Annotated in this window: 19 protein-coding genes and 1 pseudogene; 4 read left to right on the plus strand and 16 right to left on the minus strand. The window is 59.0% G+C overall.

All coding sequences use genetic code 11. The features are described 5' to 3' along the window. Window positions 1-133: 133 nt before the first annotated feature. The 4 genes from F8N44_RS03735 to F8N44_RS03750 form a co-directional block, all read right to left on the minus strand. On the minus strand, window positions 134-1246 hold the full coding sequence (locus tag F8N44_RS03735; protein WP_150649359.1) for an alkene reductase: 1113 nt from the start codon (window positions 1244-1246) through the stop codon (window positions 134-136). A gap of 170 nt (window positions 1247-1416) precedes the next feature. Then, complete coding sequence (locus F8N44_RS03740; protein ID WP_150649360.1) at window positions 1417-3651, minus strand: xanthine dehydrogenase family protein molybdopterin-binding subunit; 2235 nt, start codon at window positions 3649-3651, stop codon at window positions 1417-1419. Beyond that, a complete protein-coding gene (locus tag F8N44_RS03745; protein ID WP_150649361.1) occupies window positions 3648-4121 on the minus strand; it encodes a (2Fe-2S)-binding protein in 474 nt (157 codons plus the stop codon). The genes F8N44_RS03740 and F8N44_RS03745 overlap by 4 nt, the downstream gene beginning before the upstream one ends. Continuing rightward, window positions 4118-5356 carry a c-type cytochrome gene (locus tag F8N44_RS03750; RefSeq protein ID WP_412071499.1) on the minus strand — a complete coding sequence of 413 codons (1239 nt, stop codon included), beginning with the start codon at window positions 5354-5356 and terminating at the stop codon, window positions 4118-4120. Before F8N44_RS03750 ends, F8N44_RS03745 begins: the two co-directional genes overlap by 4 nt. 337 nt (window positions 5357-5693) lie before the next feature. On the opposite strand from F8N44_RS03750, the gene F8N44_RS03755 reads away from it, so the two are divergent. Both F8N44_RS03755 and F8N44_RS03760 read left to right on the plus strand, forming a co-directional pair. Then, the gene (locus F8N44_RS03755; protein ID WP_108224630.1) at window positions 5694-6893 is read left to right on the plus strand and encodes an MFS transporter; all 1200 of its coding nucleotides are present in this window, start codon (window positions 5694-5696) and stop codon (window positions 6891-6893) included. Window positions 6894-6987: 94 nt separating this feature from the next. Further along, complete coding sequence (locus tag F8N44_RS03760; protein WP_150649363.1) at window positions 6988-7911, plus strand: LysR family transcriptional regulator; 924 nt, start codon at window positions 6988-6990, stop codon at window positions 7909-7911. Window positions 7912-7921: 10 nt separating this feature from the next. Here the strand turns inward: F8N44_RS03760 and F8N44_RS03765 are convergent, their stop codons facing one another. From F8N44_RS03765 to xylA, 4 genes are all read right to left on the minus strand, one after another. Then, on the minus strand, window positions 7922-9058 hold the full coding sequence (locus tag F8N44_RS03765; RefSeq protein ID WP_016986081.1) for a sugar ABC transporter permease: 1137 nt from the start codon (window positions 9056-9058) through the stop codon (window positions 7922-7924). Continuing rightward, the gene (xylG, locus tag F8N44_RS03770; protein ID WP_150649364.1) at window positions 9059-10615 is read right to left on the minus strand and encodes a D-xylose ABC transporter ATP-binding protein; all 1557 of its coding nucleotides are present in this window, start codon (window positions 10613-10615) and stop codon (window positions 9059-9061) included. It lies immediately after the preceding gene. Between the two features lie 154 nt (window positions 10616-10769). After that, window positions 10770-11771 carry a D-xylose ABC transporter substrate-binding protein gene (xylF, locus tag F8N44_RS03780; RefSeq protein WP_007913194.1) on the minus strand — a complete coding sequence of 334 codons (1002 nt, stop codon included), beginning with the start codon at window positions 11769-11771 and terminating at the stop codon, window positions 10770-10772. Window positions 11772-11920: 149 nt separating this feature from the next. Beyond that, window positions 11921-13237, minus strand: coding sequence for a xylose isomerase (gene xylA, locus F8N44_RS03785; protein WP_150649365.1), 1317 nt, complete (start codon window positions 13235-13237; stop codon window positions 11921-11923). Window positions 13238-13412: 175 nt separating this feature from the next. Here xylA and F8N44_RS03790 point away from each other — a divergent pair, with 175 nt between their 5' ends. Then, on the plus strand, window positions 13413-14594 hold the full coding sequence (locus tag F8N44_RS03790) for a XylR family transcriptional regulator (RefSeq protein ID WP_150649366.1): 1182 nt from the start codon (window positions 13413-13415) through the stop codon (window positions 14592-14594). Window positions 14595-14881: 287 nt separating this feature from the next. Here the strand turns inward: F8N44_RS03790 and F8N44_RS03795 are convergent, their stop codons facing one another. From F8N44_RS03795 to F8N44_RS03825, 7 genes and pseudogenes are all read right to left on the minus strand, one after another. After that, window positions 14882-15397: a cupin domain-containing protein gene (locus tag F8N44_RS03795; RefSeq protein WP_150649367.1), complete on the minus strand. Its 516-nt coding sequence runs from the start codon at window positions 15395-15397 to the stop codon at window positions 14882-14884. Between the two features lie 277 nt (window positions 15398-15674). Continuing rightward, on the minus strand, window positions 15675-16061 hold the full coding sequence (locus tag F8N44_RS03800; RefSeq protein ID WP_150649368.1) for a putative quinol monooxygenase: 387 nt from the start codon (window positions 16059-16061) through the stop codon (window positions 15675-15677). 13 nt (window positions 16062-16074) lie between these two features. Beyond that, window positions 16075-16200, minus strand: a pseudogene (locus F8N44_RS03805) (helix-turn-helix domain-containing protein); the annotation flags it as partial. A 57-nt stretch (window positions 16201-16257) separates the two neighbouring features. Continuing rightward, window positions 16258-16974, minus strand: coding sequence for an SDR family oxidoreductase (locus F8N44_RS03810; protein WP_095049093.1), 717 nt, complete (start codon window positions 16972-16974; stop codon window positions 16258-16260). Window positions 16975-17056: 82 nt separating this feature from the next. After that, window positions 17057-17542, minus strand: coding sequence for an AAA family ATPase (locus F8N44_RS03815; protein ID WP_150649369.1), 486 nt, complete (start codon window positions 17540-17542; stop codon window positions 17057-17059). 179 nt (window positions 17543-17721) lie between these two features. Beyond that, window positions 17722-18621 carry a DMT family transporter gene (locus F8N44_RS03820; RefSeq protein ID WP_150649370.1) on the minus strand — a complete coding sequence of 300 codons (900 nt, stop codon included), beginning with the start codon at window positions 18619-18621 and terminating at the stop codon, window positions 17722-17724. Window positions 18622-18749: 128 nt separating this feature from the next. Then, window positions 18750-19829: an SDR family oxidoreductase gene (locus tag F8N44_RS03825; RefSeq protein ID WP_150649371.1), complete on the minus strand. Its 1080-nt coding sequence runs from the start codon at window positions 19827-19829 to the stop codon at window positions 18750-18752. A gap of 74 nt (window positions 19830-19903) precedes the next feature. Here F8N44_RS03825 and F8N44_RS03830 point away from each other — a divergent pair, with 74 nt between their 5' ends. After that, a complete protein-coding gene (locus F8N44_RS03830; protein WP_150649372.1) occupies window positions 19904-20296 on the plus strand; it encodes a MerR family transcriptional regulator in 393 nt (130 codons plus the stop codon). A gap of 53 nt (window positions 20297-20349) precedes the next feature. Here F8N44_RS03830 and F8N44_RS03835 read toward each other — a convergent pair whose 3' ends face one another. Beyond that, window positions 20350-21090 carry an NAD-dependent epimerase/dehydratase family protein gene (locus tag F8N44_RS03835; RefSeq protein ID WP_077572849.1) on the minus strand — a complete coding sequence of 247 codons (741 nt, stop codon included), beginning with the start codon at window positions 21088-21090 and terminating at the stop codon, window positions 20350-20352. Window positions 21091-21182 lie beyond the last annotated feature (92 nt).

Raw genomic sequence — 21182 nt, forward strand, 5'->3', positions numbered from 1 at the left:
ATGTTCGGCGTTATAGTGGATTTTTACTTATTTGATTAAGTGCAGAGATCGTATGACTTGATAGGGCAGGGGCGCATCGGCCCCTGCTTCCAGGGATTTACACATTCATGAGATGCGAGTGGTCTGCTCCTGCTCAAGCATGAAACGGATAATCGATGTAGCCACGCTGATCCCCGCCAAAAAAGCTGCCGGGGTCTGGCACGTTGAGCGCCAGACCATCGTGCAGCCGACGCGGCAAGTCCGGGTTGGCCAGGAACGGGCGGCCAAACGCGATGATGTCGGCACGATCGGCAATCAGCGCCTGTTCGGCAGATTGCGCATCGTAGCCGCCTGCCAGGATCAGCACGCCGTTCCACGTTTTGCGTAACTGGGCAATGATCGCGTCCCAGCGCGGGTCGAAGTTCTCATCTTTGACGGTGCCAACCATCGCTGGCTCGACCAGGTGCAGGTAGGCCAGATTCCATTGGTTGAGCGCTTCGACGAGGTGGCCGAAGGTGGCCTCCGGGGTGTCATCGCCCATGCCCATGAAACGCCCCATCGGCGTCAGTCTTACGCCGACCCGTTCGGCACCGACTTCTTCAGCCACGGCCTCAACCACTTCCAGCAGAAATCGCGCACGATTCTCCACGCTGCCGCCATAGGCATCGTCACGCTGGTTGCTGTTGCTGTTGAGAAACTGATCGAGCAGGTAACCGTTGCCGGCATGGATTTCCACACCGTCCATGCCCGCCTGCAATGCGTTGCGCGCGGCCACCCGATAGTCCTCGACGATGCCGGCGATTTCCGCGGTTTCCAGCGCGCGCGGCACCGGCACATCACCCCAGACGCCGTTACCGTTTTCATCGACGATAAACGTCTTGCCAGGCACCGGCAGCGCGCTCGGCGCAACCGGCAGGCCGGCATCGGGTTGAAAACTGGGATGGGAAACCCGACCGACGTGCCACAGCTGCATGAAGATCAGGCCGCCGGCCTCATGCACCGCCGCGCTGACGTCACGCCACGCCTCAACTTGCTCAGGACTGTAGATCCCCGGCGTCCAGGCGTAACCCTGAGCCTGCCGGGAGATTTGCGTGGCCTCGGTGATGATCAGTGCGGCACTGGCCCGTTGGCGGTAGTACTCGGCGTTCATCGGCGTTGGCACATCGCCCGGTTGGCCGGCACGTGAGCGCGTCAACGGCGCCATCGCCACGCGATGGGCGAGGGTGTAAGGACCGAGTGCGAGGGGTTGGAACAGACGACGAGTCATGGGTAGCTCCAGATTTCAATAGAAGGAATTCAAGTGCGGCAGCTGAACCGCGAACCAGTGCCGCTAACTTAACCGCGCTCAGCCGGGCTGATAATCGGTGACCGGCGCTACGCTGTTTTGCGCACGGCGCAATGGCGCCCGTGCTCATCAGCGATGAACACGGGCGTGGCTCAGGCGGGCTGGTTTGAGCGTGTGAGTGGCAGGTTCAGCCAGCGCCGGCCGGTGGCGTTGGCGACGGCGTTGCCAAGCGCTGCGGCCATCGGCCCCTGGACGATTTCAGCGGCACCGAGGAAGGGTTGTCCCGGCTGGTCGAGCAAATGCACATCGACTTTTTTCGGCAATTGCGTGAAACGCAAAATCGGATAACCGCTCCAGTCGTAGCTGCGAATGCCCCCCGCGTCGTAGGCGACTTTTTCATACAGGGTCCAGCTCGCGGACTGCACAATGCCGCCCTCGACCTGATTGCGCAGGCCGTCGGGGCTGACGATCTGGCCGACATCCACCGCCGTCACCACGTGGTCGATGCGGATCTCGCCGGTCTGCGGATGCACGCGAAGTTTCACCGCGATGGCGCAGTAACCCATGATGTTTTTGTAGCGGGCAAAGGCGAAACCGATACCGGCGCCGGGCTCGCTGTTTTTTTGCGGCCAGCCGATCTCATCACGCACACGTTCCACGACGGCGCGGGCACGAGGGTCGCTGAGATGGGCCAGACGCAAGGCGACCGCGTCGATGCCGGCCCTGATCGCCAGTTCATCAATGCTCGCCTCGATGGCGAAGATATTGATGTGCGCACCCAGCGAACGCATGGCCGAGGTGCGAAAGGGCATCTGGGTGACGAAGGTCATGTTGATGCGCGTGGAGTTGAGGTCGTACAGCGGCACCGCGTTGCGATCACCATCGCCTTCGGGCTGGGCGATCGGCACGGAGGGCGCCGAGGCGAAGGGCCGCGCGAGCAAGCGTGCCGGCAGCAGACGCCCGGCGTTGACGATGCGTTCGTTGTGCGGCGTGGTCCAGAGTTCGTAGGCCCAGTCCTGCAGGCGGCCCTGGCTAAGGCCAGCGTCGACTTCGGTGACCATCGCCGAGCTGTATGGCTCCCAAAGATTTTCCTGTTCGCGCATCCATTGCACGCGCACCGGCGTACCGGGCACACGCAGGGCAATCAATGCCGCATCGGCGGCGGCATCATCGGCGCCGTTGTGCCCGTAACACCCTGAGCCTTCGGTATGAATACAGCGCACCCGCTCAGGCGGCAGACCGAGCATTTCGGCAATGCCGGCGCGCAGCGGGTAAACACCTTGGGTGTGGGTCCACACGGTGAGCGTGCCGTCCTTGAACCAGGCCACCGCACAGGACGGGCCGATCGAGCCATGCATCAAATACTGCTTGGTGACCCGCGCCTGAAAACGCGTGTCGGCCGCGCCGCTCGGCGTGCCGCTATTGCTGATCGGATAGCGCCGTGAGGGCAGGCGTTTGAGCAGGTCATGAATCTCGCTCGCCTCGGGAATCGCTTCGCCCTCGCTCCATTGCATCACCTCGTTGGCACGGCGCATGGCTTTGATCGCTTGCCACTCATCACCGGCGACCACCGCCAGATAGTTGCCGTCGCGGATCACCTTGACCACCCCAGGCAATGCTTCGATGGACGCCGCATCGAATGCTTGCAGCGTGCAGCCCGGACGGGGCGGGCGGATCACCCGCGCATGCAGCATCCCCGGCAGGCGCAGGTCCTGGACGAATGCTGCGCCACCGCTGACCTTCGCCGGAATGTCGAGGCGCGGCAACGAATGGCCGATCAGTTTGAAGTCAGCGGCGGCCATCGCCGGTGACTGCGCCTTGGCATATTTGTGCACATCGACATGTTTGACCGCGTCGGCGTAACTCATCTGCTGGCCGGCCGGGCCTTCGATCACAGCGTCGCGGGTGCTCAGTAGTGCTGCATCAACCTGCCAACGGCGCGCGGCGGCCTCGACGAGTATTTCGCGTACCTGCGCGGCGGCGTTATACAACGCGGTACCGCTGTCGAAAATGCTGTGGCTGCCGGCGGTGTAGCCTTCGTTAGGTGTCAGCGCGGTGTCGGCGGTGAGCAGATTGATGGAGGTAGCCGGCACCTGCAAACGTTCGGCAGCAATTTGCAGCAATGCGGTTTTCACCCCGGTGCCCAATTCGACCTTGCCGGTGTAGACGGTAATGCCGTCGGCGCCGATGCGGATCCAGGCGTCGAGAAACGGGTTGGTGCGCAGGCTTCCGGGCAGGTCGGGCGCGAGAACCACGGTGCCGAGCGTATCGACTTCCGTATCCGCCAACACACGCCGCGCGACCGGCATCAAGGTGAACGCCATCAGCAACGCACCACCGCGCAGAAAGGCGCGTCGGCTCGGCTGCAAACCATTCGATTCACTCATGTCAGGCTCCCATTGTCCCCGGCCACCTGTTTGATCGCCTCGATGATCCGCAAATGCGTGCCGCAGCGGCACAGGTTGCTGGCCATGTGCTCGCGAATGGTTGCCTCATCCGGGTGTCGATTGCGCTCAAGCAACGCCTGCGCGCGCATCAGCATGCCGGCGATGCAGTAGCCGCATTGCGCCGCCTGTTTTTCGATGAACGCGGCTTGCAAGGGGCCAGGTTTTTCCGCGCTGCCGAGGCTTTCCACGGTGCGGATTTTTTTGCCTTCGAGACCGGCGCAGGGCGTCAGGCAGGCAAACACCGGTCGATCATCGACGATCACCGTGCAGGCGCCGCATTGGCCGAGACCGCAGCCGTATTTGGCGCCGTTGAGGTTCAAGTGATTGCGCAGCGCGTACAGCAGCGGCATGTCCGGCTCCAGCTCAAGCGGTTGCGCGGCTCCGTTGACGTTGAGGGTGATCTGGCTCATTTCGTCTCCTGACGTAACGCTTCAATAGTGGAAGAGAGGTCGGCCCACGGTTGATCAGGGCTGGCTTGCTGACGCAGATACGCGGCCAGTGCGCCGAGTTGCGCGTTGTCGAGGCTGGCGGCGAATGCAGGCATCAGAGGGCCGGGCGATCCTGGCGTGGCGGGCAAGCCTTCAAGTACGGTTTTGAGGAAGTTGCGCGAACTGGCCGCTTGCAACGCCGAAGTGTTTTGCAACGCCGGGCGACCATCGATGGTGCGCATCGGCGCCGCTGGGGAATGGCAACCGGCGCAGGCGCTGCTGAAGAGCAGGGCGCCGGTCGAGTGGTCTGCCGGCTCACTGGCAGGCGTCTTCGGTGTTGTCTCTGTCACCGAAGGCGGGTTTTCCAGGCTGAGCAAATACTCGGCAATCGCCTCGGCTTCACTGGCGGGCAAGCGGGCCAGACTCAAGCTGACCGGACGCATAGGGCCGGTGGGTGTGCCGTGGCCATCGACGATCTCGGCGCGCAGATAGCCCACCAGTTGCTCACGACTCCACGGGTTGCCGCGCTGGCCCATACCGACCAGCGCGGGCGCTTGCCAGCCATCGACGCTGCCGCCCTGCAAATAGTCCGAGGATTTTTCCGCGCCGATCAGGTTCAGTGGCGAATGGCAGCCGGCGCAGTGCCCCGGGCCGTCGACCAGATAACGCCCTCGATTCCATGCCTCGCTACGTCCCGCCAGCGGCGTCAGCGGCTCACCGTGCAGGAACAGCAGGTTCCAAAACGCCACCAACGGACGAATGTTCATCGGAAAATTCATCTGGTTCTGCTCGGCCGGCGCGTGCACGGCGGGGCCGCTCATCAAGTAGGCGTAGGCGTCGGCGATGTCTGCTGCGCTCATGCGCCGGTAGTGCACGTAGGGGAACGCCGGATAGAGCAAGTGACCATCGCGAGCAATGCCCTGACGCATCGCCCGCTCGAAGGCCGGCAGTGACCATTGGCCGATACCGGTCTCTACGTCCGGGGTGATGTTGGTGCTGTACAGCGTGCCGAACGGCGTTACCAGCGGCAGCCCGCCGGCCAGATATTCGCCACCGGGGCGGGTATGGCAGACCGCACAATCGCCGGCCTCGACCACCCGCGCCCCGCGTTGCAACTGCGAGGTGTCGAACATCGTCGGGCGCTCGATCGGCGCAATTGCCGGGCGCCACATCAGCCAAACGGCGCCGATCAGACCGAGCACAGCGACGACTGCCACGCTGATCCATAGCGTTCTGGACTTCAGTAAAGAGCTGTTCATGGCACGGAGAAAAACGCGGCAGGCAATGGCAGAACGGATCGGATACGGGTCATGACAACGCTCCTTGTAACAGCCGGGGAAGGGCGCCGATGGGGACGACGGCGCCAGGGGCCAAAGCGTAGAGAAACCGTCTGCGCGGGAGAATCAGCGGCCCACGCAACAGCGCGTTGCGCGAGAAGCAACGCCCGCGCCGTTGCGCAGGACGCATCAGTGCATTGCCCGCCGCGTGGATTCTGCACGTCGACACAGGGCCGTAGCCTTGGCCGCACTTTCCTGAACTCAATGAGGTGTCATCATGCTCACGGGCAATCCGGCCGTTGCGGCGAATGCCGAACAGCCAACTTCACTGTCCGGCCTGATGGTCGCGTTCCTGGCATTCTGCTGTGGCGCGGTCGTGGCCAATCTTTATTACGCGCAGCCGATCGTCGAACTGATTGCACCGCAGATCGGTCTGTCCAGCGCCAATGCCAGCCTGATCGTTTCGCTGACGCAGTTTGGTTACGCGCTGGGCCTGTTGCTGCTGGTACCGCTGGCCGACCTGATGGAAAACCGCCGGCTGGTGGTCGGTTTCACCCTGGCGGCGAGCGTCACGCTGTTGTGCGCCGGCCTGACTCATTCGCCGTCGATGTTCCTGGTGTTGTCTTTGCTCATCGGTCTGACGTCGGTGGCTGTGCAGATCCTCGTGCCGCTGGCGGCGCACCTGGCGCCCGAGGCCAGCCGTGGCCGCGTTGTCGGCAATATCATGAGCGGTTTGTTGCTGGGCATTCTGTTGTCACGGCCACTGTCGAGCCTGTTGGTTGAAGTGTTCGGCTGGCGTGGGGTGTTTTACAGCGCGGCGGCCCTGATGGCGGTCATCGCGCTGATCACTGCAGTGGCGCTGCCGCGTCGGCTGCCGACACATAAAGCCACCTATGCTGCGCTGATCGGTTCGGTGTTTGCCTTGGCCCGGCGCTATCCACTGTTGCGTCAGCGCTCGCTGTATCAAGGGCTGCTGTTTGCCAGTTTCAGCCTGTTCTGGACCCTCGCACCAATTGAACTGATGCGTCACCACGGCTTCACTCAGGCACAGGTGGCGATCTTCGCGCTGGTCGGTGCGGTGGGTGCCATTGCGGCGCCGATTGCCGGGCGTCTGGCCGATGCCGGGCATGGTCGTCGCGGCACGCTGGTAGCACTGTTGCTGGCACCGGTTTCGCTGTTGATCGCCGCGCTCCCGGGCAGCGGTTATGTCTGGCTGGTGGTGTGCGCGGTGCTGCTGGATTTCGCCGTGCAATTGAACATGGTGCTCGGCCAGCGTGAGGTCTACGCCCTTGATCCTCACAGCCGTGCGCGTCTTAACGCGGTGTACATGACCAGTATTTTCGTCGGCGGCGCGCTGGGGTCGCTGGTTGCAAGCCCGTTGTACGAGCATTTCGGCTGGAACCTGTCCGCCGTCGCGGTGGCGCTGCTGCCAGCGCTCGCGCTCGGGTTGTTCCTGAGCCGCAAGGCCGATGTCTGAACATCCGGCAACTGCGGGCGAGCACGGCGGTACAAGACGTCGGGGGAACAGTGATGCACAATCATCCGCGTTCCCTATCGACCGGACCCCGCTTATGGACAAGTTGCTGGCACTGAAGATGTTTGTGGAAACCGTGCGCTGCGGGGGCTATTCCTCGGCAGCGCGCAAACTCGGGATATCAACGTCGTCAGTGACACGGCAAGTGGCCGGGCTGGAGCACGAGCTGGGCGCGAGCCTGCTCAATCGCACCACGCGCAACACCAGCGTGACCGTTGCCGGCCAGACCTATTTCGAAAAAGCCGTGGCGATTCTCGACGCGATCGACGAAGCCGATGCTGTCGTCGCCGATCGTGGCGCCGAAGCGCAGGGCCGTCTGCGCATCAGCGTGCCGGTGGAGTTCGGGCGGCGCCTGATCGCGCCGCACCTGAGCCGCTTGCTGGAGCGGCATCCGGGTCTGGAGATCAGTCTGTCGCTAAGCGATCAGGTCAGCGACCTGCTCAGCGAGCAGATCGATGTTTCCGTGCGGCTCGGATCGTCGGTGGTCAGTGAAGACATCGTCAGCAAACGCGTGGGGCAGTTCGAACGCTGGGTGGTGGCCAGTCCGGATTATCTGGCGCGTAGCGCGGCGCTCTGCCATCCACGGGATTTGCTGGAGCATCAATGCCTGCGTTTCGATTACGGCGGCCCCCACCAGCACTGGACCTTTCAGAATGAAGACACGCCCATTCAGCTCAACGTCCATGGGCGCCTGCAAAGCAACAACGCCGACATCCTGCGCGAAGCAGCCATCGGCGGCGGCGGGGTGACGCTGCTGGCCGACTGGCTGGTCCGCGACGACGTCGCATCCGGCCGACTGACCCGCTTGCTTGAGCACTACGAGGTCAATCCCGGCAGTGCCAGCACCTGCATCAACGCGTTGTATTTACCCAATCACCGTGGGTCGAGCCGGATCAATGTGTTTATCGATTTTCTGGTGGAGATTCTCAGCCCGGCGCCCGCGACCACGCCCGCAGCGTGATGCTTGCGGCTCAACGGCGCCCGGTCCGCGTACTGACATCCACCCAAACCGCCAACACCAGAATGCTGCCCTTGACGATCATCTGCCAGTAACTGTCGACATCGAGCATCGACATGCCGTTGTCCAGACTGGTGATGACCAGCGCGCCGAGGAGGGCGCCGTACACCGTGCCGGAGCCGCCGCGCATGGAGGTGCCGCCGATAAAGCACGCGGCGATGGCGTCGAGTTCGCCCATGCTGCCGGCCGAGGGCGAACCGGCGGCGAGGCGCGCAGTGTTGACCACGCCGGCGAGGGCGCACATCACGCCCATGATCCCGAAGATCCACAGTTTCACGGCTTGCACATTGATCCCGGACAGGCGCGTCGCTTCCATATTGCTGCCCACGGCATAGACGCGCCGACCGAACACGGTCTGACTGGTGACGTAGCTGAACACGCCCAGCAAAACCAGCAGCAACAAGACCGGCACGGGAATGCCGTCGTAGCTGTTCAGCGTCTGCACGAAACCGGCGAGCACAGCTCCGATCACCAACACGCGGATGACGTCACGCACCAACGAATGCGCCGCGAGGCCGTGAAGAGCGCGATTACGCCGTTGTTTCCAGGTCAGGAACACGGTCAGCGCAAACAGCAGGATGCCCAGACCGGTGCCGATTGCGTGGGGCAAGTAACCCTGGCCAATGTAAACCAGCTCCGGCGATACCGGTGCGATGGTTGTGCCGCCGGTAATCCCCAGTAAAATCCCGCGAAAAGCCAGCATGCCGCCCAGGCCGACGATGAACGAGGGGATGCGCAGGTAAGCCGTCATGTAGCCGTTGGCGAGGCCGATCATCAGGCCACACAAGGCGACCAGACTCAGGTTCGCCAACAGCGGAATGTGGTAGACCACATCAAGAATCGCCGCGAGGCCGCCGAGCAGGCCGAGCAATGAACCGACCGATAAATCGATCTCGCCGCTGATGATTACCAGCACCATGCCGCAGGCGAGAATGCCGGTAATCGACATTTGCCGCAGCAGATTGGAAAGGTTGCGCGGGGTCAGAAATCCGCCCTCGGTCTGCCAGCTGAAGAACAGCCAGATCAGCACCACGGCAAACACCAGCGCGAGCATTTTGTAGCGGGTGAACAGTTGTTTGACCTGATTCATTTACGCGGATTTCCGATCATTATTGTTATGGCTGCCAGGCTGGCTGAGGGCAGCGGCGAGCACCTGTTCCTGGGTAAGTTCATGGTTGATGAAGTCGCCCCGCAACTGGCCTTCGCCGATCACTAGCACGCGGTCGGACACGCCGAGCACTTCGGCCAGCTCCGACGAGACCATGATGATCGACACGCCGGCGGCGGCCAGCGCACCCATCAACTTGTAGATTTCGTATTTGGCGCCGACATCCACGCCTCGGGTCGGCTCATCGAGAATCAGCACCCGGGGTTTGGCCAGCAGCATCTTAGCCAGAACGGCTTTTTGTTGATTGCCACCCGACAGGCTGGTGATCGGTAGAAAAGGGCTGGAGGTCTTGAGGTGCAGGCGCGAGATTTCCTTATCGATGCTGCCCAGTTCGGCTTCGGCATCGATGCGGGTCAGCTTCGAGTAGTTGTCCAGCACGGCGAGGGTGATGTTCTGGCCGACGCCCAGGTCCGGAATGATGCCTTGGCGCTTGCGGTCCTCCGGCACCAAACACAGGCCGGCACGGATGGACTTGAGCGGCGTTCGGGTGTCGATGGGTTGGCCATCGAGCCAGACTTCGCCCTCATGACGGCCGGGGTAAGCGCCGTACAGCGCGGTCACCAGTTCGGTACGGCCCGCGCCGACCAGCCCAGCGATGCCAAGGATCTCGCCGCGTTTGAGCACAAAGGAAATATCGTCGACCCGTTTACGCTTGGGGTTGTCGACGTCGTAGCAGGTGATGTGCCGGGCCTCGAAAATGACCTCGCCAACGTCGTGGGGTTCGGTGGGATAGAGGTTGCTCATTTCCCGCCCGACCATCTGCGTGATGATCTGCGCAATATCCATGTCGGCCATGGCGGTGGTGGCGATGTGTTTGCCGTCGCGAATCACCGAAATGGTGTCGCACACGGCGGCCACTTCATCGAGCTTGTGCGAGATGTAGACGCAGGCAACGCCTTTGGCTTTGAGATCGCGGATGATGTCCAGCAATACCTCGATTTCCGAACGGCTCAAGGCTGATGAAGGCTCGTCGAGGATCAGCAGGCGGGCTTTTTTGTTCAGGGCCTTGGCGATTTCCACCAGTTGCTGATAGCCACCGCCGTACTGCGAAACCGGCAGCGAGACGTTCATGTCGGGGACTTTCAATTCGCGCATCAGCGCTTCGGCGCGGTGGATCATTGCCGGGTAATTCATGCGTCCGCCGGGCAGCGTCAGTTCGTGGCCCATGAAAATGTTTTCGGCCACCGACAGGTCGGGCACCAGCGTCAGTTCCTGGTGAATGATGACGATGCCGGCAGCTTCCGTTTCGCTGATCGATTGCGCCCTGAGCGGTTGCCCGTCCCAGAGGATTTCACCGTCCCAGGTGCCGTGGGGGTAGACCGCCGAAAGGATCTTCATCAGCGTGGATTTGCCGGCGCCATTCTCGCCGCACAGGCCAACGCACTCGCCGGGTCTGACCTTGATGTCGATGCCGTTGAGCGCTTTGACACCGCCGAAGGTTTTGACAATGCCGTTCATTTGCAGCAGATAGTCGGACATGGGCAGGGCTCGTATATCAAAGACTCACACACCACGAAACCTGTGGGAGTGAGCTTTCTCGCGAAAGCGGTGGTTCAGCTGGCATCGATACTGAATGTGCTGCCGTCTTCGCGAGCAAGCTCGCTCCCACAAGGGTTTTTCGCATTACCGGAGATCACTTCCCGGCAATTTGCGCCTTGGTGTAGAAGCCGTCCTGTTCGAGCAGGTCGATGTTGTCCTTGGTCAGCGGGGTGGGCGTGAGCAAGATGGTGTCGACCTTTTTGCTGCCGTTGTCGTACTGCGAGCTGAAGGCGGGTTTTTCGTTGCGCGCCAGTTGCACCGAGAGCTTGGCCGCTTCGGTGGCGATGAGTTTCAGCGGTTTGTACACGGTCATGGTCTGCGTGCCGGCGATCACTCGCTTGACTGCAGCAAGGTCGGCGTCCTGCCCGGAAATCGGCACCTTGCCGGCCAGTTGCTGCGCCGCCAGTGCCTGGATCGCGCCACCGGCCGTGGCGTCGTTGGAGGCGACGATGCCGTCGATTTTGTTATCGTTGCGGGTCAGGGCGTTTTCAACAATGCTCAGCGCTTCGGTCGGGTTCCATTCCTTCACCCACTGTTGGCCGACGATCTTGATATCGCCCTTGTCGATGGCCGGTTGCAGCACTTTCATCTGGCCTTCACGCAGGATCTTGGCGTTGTTGTCGGTGGGCGCACCACCGAGCAGGAAGTAATTGCCCTTGGGCGCGGCATTCAGCACGCCGCTGGCCTGCATCTCGCCGACTTTTTCGTTATCGAAGGAAATGTAGGCGTCGACATCAGCGTTGAGAATCAGCCGGTCATAGGACACAACCTTGATCCCGGCTTTCTTCGCTTCGGCCACCGCGTTGGTCAGCACCGTGGCGTTGAACGGCACGATGACGATGACATCGACCCCCCGGGAAATCAGGTTTTCGATCTGGGAAATCTGCTTCTGCTCGTTGGCATCGGCCGACTGTACGAAGACCTTGGCGTCCATTTTTTCAGCCGCCGCGACGAAGTAGTCACGGTCACGCGACCAGCGTTCCAGACGCAGGTCATCAATGGAAAAACCGATCTTCGGGTGGGCAGCGTCAGCCATCACCGGCAGTGACAGCAGCGCCAGGGCAGTGGCCAATAGCGTGCGTTTTACGTTCTTCATAGTGGGGCGTCCTTTTATTGTTGTTGGAAAGACACGGCCTGACGATGAGTATCGGGCTGGTAAAACTGTAGAGAATCCGCCGGCGCCGCAGGCACAGAATTGTCGTAGAAATGTCACCGCGTGGATGCGCCTCCAGACCCTCTGTGTGATCAGCGATAGATAAACCGGTTAACAATGTTTTCGAGCATTTCCTGGCGGCCGCTGACGGCTTGCGGGTTCAACTCGTTGGTGAACGCGTGCTCGGCCAGCGATTCAAGGTTGAAGTCACCCGCCATCACCGCCTGCCCGAACGGCTGCTTCCAAGCGGCGTAGCGTTGATCCTTGAGCCGTTGCAGTTCGTCGTTCTGCACCATGGCCGCTGCGCGCTCCAGGGACAGGGCGAGAACGTCCATGGCGCCGACATGGCCATGGAACAAATCAATCTGATCGAGACTTTGCCGGCGCACCTTGGAGTCGAAGTTGAAACCGCCATTCTTGAACCCGCCGGCCTTGAGGATCTCATAGGTGGCCAGGGTCATTTCTTCGACGCTGTTGGGGAATTGGTCGGTGTCCCAGCCGTTTTGCGGATCACCACGGTTGGCGTCGATGCTGCCGAAAATCCCCAAGGAAACGGCCGTCGCAATTTCGTGATGAAAGCTGTGCCCGGCCAGGGTCGCGTGGTTGGCCTCGATGTTGACCTTGATTTCGTGCTCCAGCCCGAACTGCTGAAGAAAGCCGAACACGGTGGCGCTGTCGTAATCGTATTGGTGCTTGGTCGGCTCCTGCGGTTTCGGTTCTATCAGCAGGTCACCGGTGAAGCCGATCTTGTGTTTGTGCTCGACCACCATGCGCATAAAGCGGCCGAGCTGTTCGCGCTCGCGTTTCAAGTCCGTGTTGAGCAGGGTTTCATAGCCTTCGCGACCGCCCCACAACACGTAGTTGGCGCCTTTCAGGCGATGGGTCGCGTTCATGGCGCTGAACACCTGAGCAGCGGCGCAGGCGAACACTTCCGGATCGGGGTTGCTCGCGGCGCCGGCGGCGAAGCGCGGATTGCTGAAGCAATTGGCGGTGCCCCACAGCAGCTTGATTCCGCTGGCTTCCTGATGTTGCTCCAGGTGATCAACCATCTGTGCGAAGTGGTTGCGATACTCCTTCAGACAGCTGCCTTCCGGGGCGACATCGGTGTCATGGAAGCAGTAATAGTCGATACCCAGTTTGGAGAAGAATTCGAAAGCGGCTGCCGCTTTGCCGATGGCCATTTCCATCGGGTCGCCGGCGTGTTGCCAAGGGCGCTTGAACGTCCCCGCACCGAACACATCGGAACCCGGCCAAACGAACGTGTGCCAGTAGCAGGCAGCCATGCGCAGGTGTTCGCGCATGGGTTTGCCGAGGATGAGTTTGTCGGCGTCGTAGTGACGAAAGGAGAGGGGAGAGTCGCTATCCGGGCCTTCGTAGCGAATCGCATCGACATCGGGAAAATACTGCATGGACCTTGTCCTTGTTGTTCTTGGCGGTGTCTCGATACTAGCAACGGCCCTGTACCCGCTGATTATGAAAAGCATCAACACGGAGTGCGATTTTGCGTATTGAGCTTCTCCGGCCAGGCGCCTAGTCTGTGCCAATCGCCTCTGTGAAAAGGGGCCCGGGACAAGCGTAAAAACAATGAAAACCGTACCGCCTGTTCACCGCATCGCCCTGTTGTTCAACGGCAGCAAGATCTACGACCGTGGCATCATCAGCGGCATCGGCAACTACCTGAGCAGTACCCGAGCCTCTTGGGACCTGTTTCTCGAGGAGGATTTTCTCTGTCGCTTGAAAGGCATCGAGCGCTGGCAGGGGGACGGGATCATTGCCGATTTCGACGATCCGCTGATTGGCGAGGCGCTGGCCGATATCCAGATGCCCGTGGTAGCGGTAGGGGGTTCGTACGAGGATAAACGTGCCTATCCGAAAGCGATTCCCTACGTCGCCACCGATAACAATGCGCTGATGACACTGGCTTACACGCACTTGATCGAGGCGGGACTGCAGCGTTTTGCCTGCTTCAGCCTGCCGGAAGCGCAAGCCAATCGTTGGGCACAGGAGCGGGAAAAAGCCTTTCGCAAACTGATGAAACGCGACGGCCTGCACGGCGAAATCTATCGCGGCATGGGCACCAGCGCGCCGCTCTGGGACAGCGCCGTCGAACAACTGATCGCCTGGCTGCACAGCCTGCCCAAACCCATCGGCATCATCGCCGTCAGCGACGCCCGTGCGCGCCAGTTGCTGCAAGCCTGCCTGACCGCCGGCATTGCCGTGCCGGAGCAGGTGGCATTGATCGGCATCGACAATGATCCGCTGACCCGCAGCCTGACTCGAGTGCCGCTGAGCTCAGTCATTCAGGGCACGGAAACCATGGGCCGAACCGCCGCGCAATTGCTGCACCAGATGCTGCACGGCATGCCATCCACCGGCACGCAGATCCTGATCCCGCCGGATGCGGTCAACGTGCAGGTGTCGAGTTTGCACCAACCATTGGGCAATCCGTACGTTATGCAGGCGCTGCTGTTTATTCGCCAATATGCTTGCCAGGGCATCAAAACGGCACAGGTCGCGGCTTATGTCGGTGTGTCGCGTTCGTCACTTGAAGCGCATTTTCGTGCGGAGCGAGGCTGTAGCGTGCATGACGAGATTCTGCGTTTCAAATTGGCAGCGGCTACCAAGGGCCTGACAAGTTGCGATTCGGTGATTGCTGACGTTGCGCGCAGTTGTGGGTTTAAGTCTGCGCAGTATCTGCACACGGTGTTTCGACGGGAGTTGGGTTGTACGCCTCGGGAGTATCAGCAAGAGGCAGCGACGCGCTGATGATGTTTAAGCACGCGGTTGCAGATCACGACTGGGTTTTATGTCGTAACGAGGGAACGATTGAAGATGCGAAGATGCAGGTGGTTGATGAGATCTACAAGGTGCTGGGGTGTTTGTCGAAATGGAGACAGGCGTTGCTGCTAGGGCGCGCAGCTTAATACATGATTTAACATAATATACATTACACGTAACAAGGTGTTACCAGATCAGCCCGGTTGCACAGTGGATTGCAACCTGCAGAATCGCCCTGAATCCGATCCACAGCTTTTCCTTGAATTCGACGGCGCTCAACCCTCATCACGCGTCAGCTTTTCAATCAGCGTTCGATGCTGTGGGAATTGCTGCGTGAGTTTCTGCCGATCACCCATTTCCATATCGGCAAAATCAAATCCTGGCGAAACGGCTTCGCTGATCAGCCCAAATCCGTTTTCGCCTTCGAGCAACCGTGAAGCTTTCCATATTCCACCCGGTACGTGTAATTGCAAAAGCTGTCCTGCCAGAATGTCGGCGCCCATCACCAATGTCTGCAACGAGCCGTCAGCATGAATCAGGCTGTACTCAATGGCGTCGCCCAGGTGGAAATAATGCAGGATGTCGGATCGATTGAAATGAAACTGGCCCACCGGTGATTGCTGATCCAGCAGATAGTAAATCGAGGTCATCAGATACCGTGGACCGCTGGGGGTTTCGAGTGGGTCGCGATGATCGGCTTGATAGGTTCTGCGGAAATAGCCACCTTCGAGGTGAGGCTGCAGATCCAGCGTTCTAATAATGTATCCAACTTTGGCCTCGCGCTTGATCATGGTCTCTTCTCCGTCGAACATGATGCTATTTTACGTTAACTCGACTAAACGACCATTTAGTGTAGTTAAACATGATTTCTAAAAAATAAAGGTCCATGCTCGTGCCAATGCTTTTGAAATTCACTACGCCGGTGGTATCTCCAGGCAATCATGACAGCGCTGCCCTACCCTCAATGCAAAACCTCATCAGATCGCCATCACCTTCAAATTTTTCATCACTTTCCTCCATTTAAAAAATCAGCTTGCGCAGCGCGCCAATAACTTTCGAATTGGCCGGTTACGGCGCAGGCCGGGGGCTTAGCTCGATTGGCGCGGTTTCAATCAAGCGCTTTGACACAATCATCGACTTGGTAGTGGCAGCGTACTTTTTGAAGTGCGGCGATTCGATATGGCTTCGGTATGCCGAATCGCTGGCGTAGATTTCGAAGAAATGAAACCAGTTCGGGCGGTCGACTTCGGCGACGGCGTAGATTGATATGACGCCCGGCTCTGTTCGGGTCGACTCTGTTATCTCTTCCTTGACTGCGGCTTGATAGGCCGCAACCTGTGCAGGATCGATTTCGAGTTGCGCGATGCGCACCACCAAGCCATTTTCCTCGGCGGCCAGCGCTTGTCCTGCCAGTAATCCAGCCAATGCCACCACTCCTAATAAACGTTTACCCATCAGGTTTCCCCCTCTTCATTACGTGGCTCAAGGCGGAAGCGCTGATGCCCACCTCTTTGCCTGCGCGATTAAAACTTTGATGGCGGGCAATGGCGAGAAAGTAGACAAAGTCTGCGACGTTGGCGCGGCTTACATTCATGAGGCCTCACAACTTGAAACCGGGATGGAACGAAGGCCGGAAATCTTCTTCGTATCGCTATTTGCCACCGAGACTCCCTCCCCCATCGACGCTGATCACCTGGCCGGTAACGAAGGATGCTCCCTCGCTCAGCAGGAAGGTAATCAGCGAGGCCACTTCTGATGGCGTGCCCAGTCTTTGCATCGGAATGGTGGAGAGTATCTGACGCTCACCCTCACTTCCCACGGGACGGTTTTTTCGGAAAAGCTCGGTGTCTATGGGGCCCGGTGCGACTGCATTGACCGTAATGCCAATGGGCGCCAACTCAAGTGCCCACGTACGCGTGACCCCCACCAATGCACTTTTTGCGGCAGCGTAAGCGGTTCTGTCCCGGGCGCCAAAAATGGCACGGCTGCACACATTCACGATGCGTCCCGCAGACGATCGCTTCAGAGACGGCAGGCAAGCCTGGGTGATTTGTACCGAGGCTCTGACATTCAGGTCAAAAACGTTTTGGAGTGTTTCGAGTTCAAGCGTTTCCAGGCTTTGCGCAGACGCAACACCTGCGTTATTGACGACGGCATCAATAGAGGTCCGTTCCAGGAGTTTCTCAAGCATTTTCCTCGTTTGCTGAGCATCGCTTAAATCACAGAGCAACAGCTTCCCGGGAAAATCATCAACCGGATGCCTGGCGATGCCGACCACATTCCAGCCTGCCTGATTCAACTGAGTACTGAGTGCAAAACCGATCCCTTTGGTTGCACCAGTGACCAGTGCAGTTCGGCTGTTGTTCATGGTTACCCCTCTCATCAACGATCACCTGCGCCGCCAGAAGCAGACGTTACAGATAACTCACTCCAAGCAATATGACCGCCCTTCAGTATCGGTGAATTTCAATCCGTATCCCCTCATTCGTATCTGGAGCACGAAAGTAGCTCGTTATCAAATCAAACTCAGCGTCGCTTGCTGCAAACTCATGCTCGGCGCGGCCATTGCGCCGATGTAGCCTGCCCCGACAGGTCTCATCATCCACTTCGATGTAGTGGAAACAGTGGGGAATTTCGGCAGCGTCAGCCAGACCGCGTAACCACAGCCGATCCTCTGGCGTGTTGGCCGGGAAATCCAGAACCACAGTCACGCCAGCCTTCAGCACATCGATGACAAGCGGGCCCACCAGTGCCCGAATCTGACGCGCAAGCCTCACGTAATCGGCCACTGATTGGATCTGATCAGGGTAAAGCCTTGAGAGCCAATAATCCTCACTCATCAAAATAGCCGACCGTTCAGACGCCAAGGCCTTGGCCAACGTCGATTTACCGGATGCAATCTTGCCTGACATCAAATGAAGCATTGGTTTGGTCATGGGGGACGTCTCCTTGTCGAGTTCTGATGATCTTCATTGAAAAGCATCGAAGCAACCGCATACCCACCACTGTCAGCTTTGGACTGGGCCCCGGTTTTTCCAGCCAGAACTTCAGCCTTTCTTGCTTTTCTCTTCATCGCATTCTTCTTGGACCGCACGTAATCAGGATCCGAATAGCCTCACTCGGTCGAAGGGGCGGAACCTTTGCTGCCCAAGCGTATGAGTTCATTGGAGAAACACAGGCCGACTATGATCAGCACCGCTCCCGCATAGAGGCTTTCGCGCGGTATTTCATTGAGCGCCACAAACGCCAGCAGCGCGGCAAACAGTGGCTCGGTCAATTCCAGCGCTTGTACTTGGGATGGCTTGAGATACTCGATGGCCTTGGTCGTGCAGAAGAAGCCCAGGATTGTCGGCAGCGTGGCCAACGCCAGCAGCGCGGCGATCGCCATCGGCGACAACTCGCCTATTACAAAACCATCGGCGGCAGCCGGCATCAGCAAGTACAGGCTGCCAAAGAACAGCAATTGCCGGGTGAAGTGCAGTCCCCCCGACACCCCCATATGCTTCATGGCCACCGAAAAGGCGCCATAGCCGGAACCGGCCACGGCGGCGAGCGCAGCACCTTGCAATGTAAAGCCCTGCTGCAAGTCGCCGCCGAAGATCACCGAGATTCCGGCGATAGCCAGTGTGGCGCCAACAGTAGCGTTCGCGGTGATCGCGTCCTTGAGGAAAATGCGCCCCAGAATGATCGAGGAAATTGAGGCGCTGGCCATCAGCACCACCACAACACCTGCCGCAGCGTAGTGTCGATAGGCGGACGTTTCGAAATGGAACAGCACAAAGATGCCAAGAAACGCGCAGACAGCCGCCTGCGTCCATTTGGTCGATGTCGCCGGGCGCTTGAGGAAAAACAACAGAATCGAGAGAAGCACGCAACCCAGTACGGTCTTGATGACAGCAACACTGGTAGAGGTGAAACCATTACTCATGAGTATTTTGCTGAGTACCCCGATCGTTGCGTTCAGTGCCGCAGCGGAGAGTGCAAATATGACGCCTTTCCTGAAAGTCGATTGCATGGATGACGATCCCTGTCGCTGAATGGTCGTTCGATTGAAAGCCGCCCTGTATCGACGGCGCAAAGTTTGAGCACACGAACAGCCGACTAATACCGATAGAGTGCTATTCGCCGTCATGTCGCCAACGGTCAGAGGGCCTGGCCTTTGGCGATGCAATACGCGTTGACGAACATGGCAGTGTGCTGCAGAGACTGACGTATATCCGGTTTGGCTATTCCGTGCCTGTTGGCAAATTGCTCAACCGCCGCCGTATTAAAACGAGTGGTCTGGATAAAATCCAGGGCTTCGGGTTTTGAATTCAAGAACCTCGCTACGGGAGGAATACTCAGTAGCAGTTTCAGTAATCGAAGTGAAATGTGATGCTTGGGAGACTTTAATCCCAACGGTTGTGCAACCTGTGCCAGGAGCTCTCGCAGGTTTGGCGTCTGGTCATCAAGCGCCAGCAGTTCCTGACCCGCCATGGCAGGATCAAACGCACAAACTGCCACCAGTTCAGCCAGGTAATCCACGGTCACCAGTGGCAGCCAGTGCCTGGCGGTGCCGGGCACCGCAGTCAACTTGCCCTGCACAAGGTTGCGTATCAGCTCCACCAGCGGCTGACCGTCAAGGATATGCCCCGTGCGGCTGTGGCCACAGACCGTCGCAGGGTGGACAACAGTAATCTCCCCGCCCTTGGCTGACATGACCTCCAGGGTCGCAAAATGCGCCTCCAGCTTGCTTCCCTCGTAACCACCGACACGCCGGTAGACGGCAGGCCAATTCGTCCGCTCCGGATAACGAGGGTCAATGCCGATGCGTTGTAGATGTTCATGATTTTTCAGCATGTAGCCGCCGATCATCACTAAACGGCTTTTTTGCTCAGCCGCCAACAGCGCCACGCGCTTTGCCCCTTCTACGTTCACCGCACGAGAGTGCTCCACTGAAAGCCCCCATGCGAAGTGCGCGCCCAAGTGGAACATGACGCTGGCGCGCCTCAGCACTTCTCGGTCAGCAACGCTCAGCCCGAGGTTGACTTGCTCCAGATCGCCAGCGACGGCGAATACCCGGGTTGCGCACCCGCCCAAATGATCGACTTGCTCGCGCAAGGCAGCCAGTCGCTCCGGGCGACGCATCAACACCCGAACGGTGTGACCTTTTGCACTCAGGTTCGCCACTAAATGTTGACCGACGAAACCCGTCCCGCCTGTGACAAAGCACTCCACGCCCATTTCCCTGTTCCTTGTTGAAGGTGAGAAATCAAGCGTAAAGTATCGACCCCACTCTACAGTCAAGCGGTGTTTCCATGAAAATCGGCGAACTCGAAGCGCGCAGCGGCGCCAGCCGTCATACGTTGCGCTATTACGAGCAAATCGGCCTGATCTCCCCCCTACGGCAAACCAACAACTATCGCGTTTACAACGAGCAAACTCTGCAGGATCTGGACTTTATCCAGCGCGCGCAAAGCATGGGATTTTCTCTGGGGGAAATAGGCGAGATTCTGGATGCTCAGCGGAACAAGCTGATCGATTGTGCTGAAGGCGCGAAGCTGATTGAAAAGAAGATGGCCGACATCAAACAGAAAATCGCCAACCTCCAAGGTGTTTATCGGTATCTGGATGAAGAGCGCGCCACTCTGGAAGCCAGTGCTGCCAGGCAACTTGAGCTTCAGCAACTGAGCAACGCTTCCAATCATTAAACCAGCACGTTTTCCCGGCGCATCACGGTGACCTTCTCAGAGGAAGTTTGCGTTCAATCAGATTGAGCGCCTCCTTCCAAAATCTCAAACCCATCATCAATGGGAGCATATCCGACAATTTTTCTACTCTGATCAATAGAGAGGCGCTTATAGCGGTTATCTGAGACCCCATGAATAACGTGGAATCCCTTTAGCTCGGCTTCAACGCAATTATTGAGTAGCGCGACAACATCTCTAAAACTGATGAAGGCCGCGACGTCTCTGGGACTGTGGGTCTCCCCTTGTTGAAATTTGGCTACGTTGGCAATACGAACTGCGATGGTTGTCATCTGTCCATCGTTTGCATACATCGAAGCCAAAGCTTCTCCAAACGCCTTGCTGACGCCGTAGAGATTGCCTGGTTTAGGTGCCATGCATTCCTGTATCTGAACATCCGTTGGATATCCTTCGATCACTTGGGCACTGCTCGCAAATATGAAGCGCTTGCAGCCTTGTGCCTTTGCGGCGAACAGCATGTTGTAAGTGCCCACAATGTTCACTGGAAGCAGTGAGGCCATGAAATCGGCGTCTGGATTTGGGTCAGCAGCTAGATGGATGACAGTATGGATACCTTCGCAAGCTCGAAGGCAACTGGCTTGATCCGTGACATCGAGAGTGAAACGCTGTGCCGAGTCCGGAAGTGCTGTTACGTCTAGATCGGCCAAACGCAAATCTGATTTATCGTCGCGCTCTTGCCAAAAAGCATTGCCGATCTTTCCTGCCGCACCTGTGACGAGGATTTTTCCTGAGCTCATTTCGGCATGTCCTTATGGTAAATGTCACGCTAGCCTCCCAGCCTTTTGGACGGTCTACAACCTCTGATCCAATGACCAAATATCAGCAGCCC

It is taken from the genome of Pseudomonas fluorescens (assembly GCF_902497745.1).
GTDB classification, from domain to species: Bacteria; Pseudomonadota; Gammaproteobacteria; order Pseudomonadales; family Pseudomonadaceae; genus Aquipseudomonas; species Aquipseudomonas fluorescens_BM.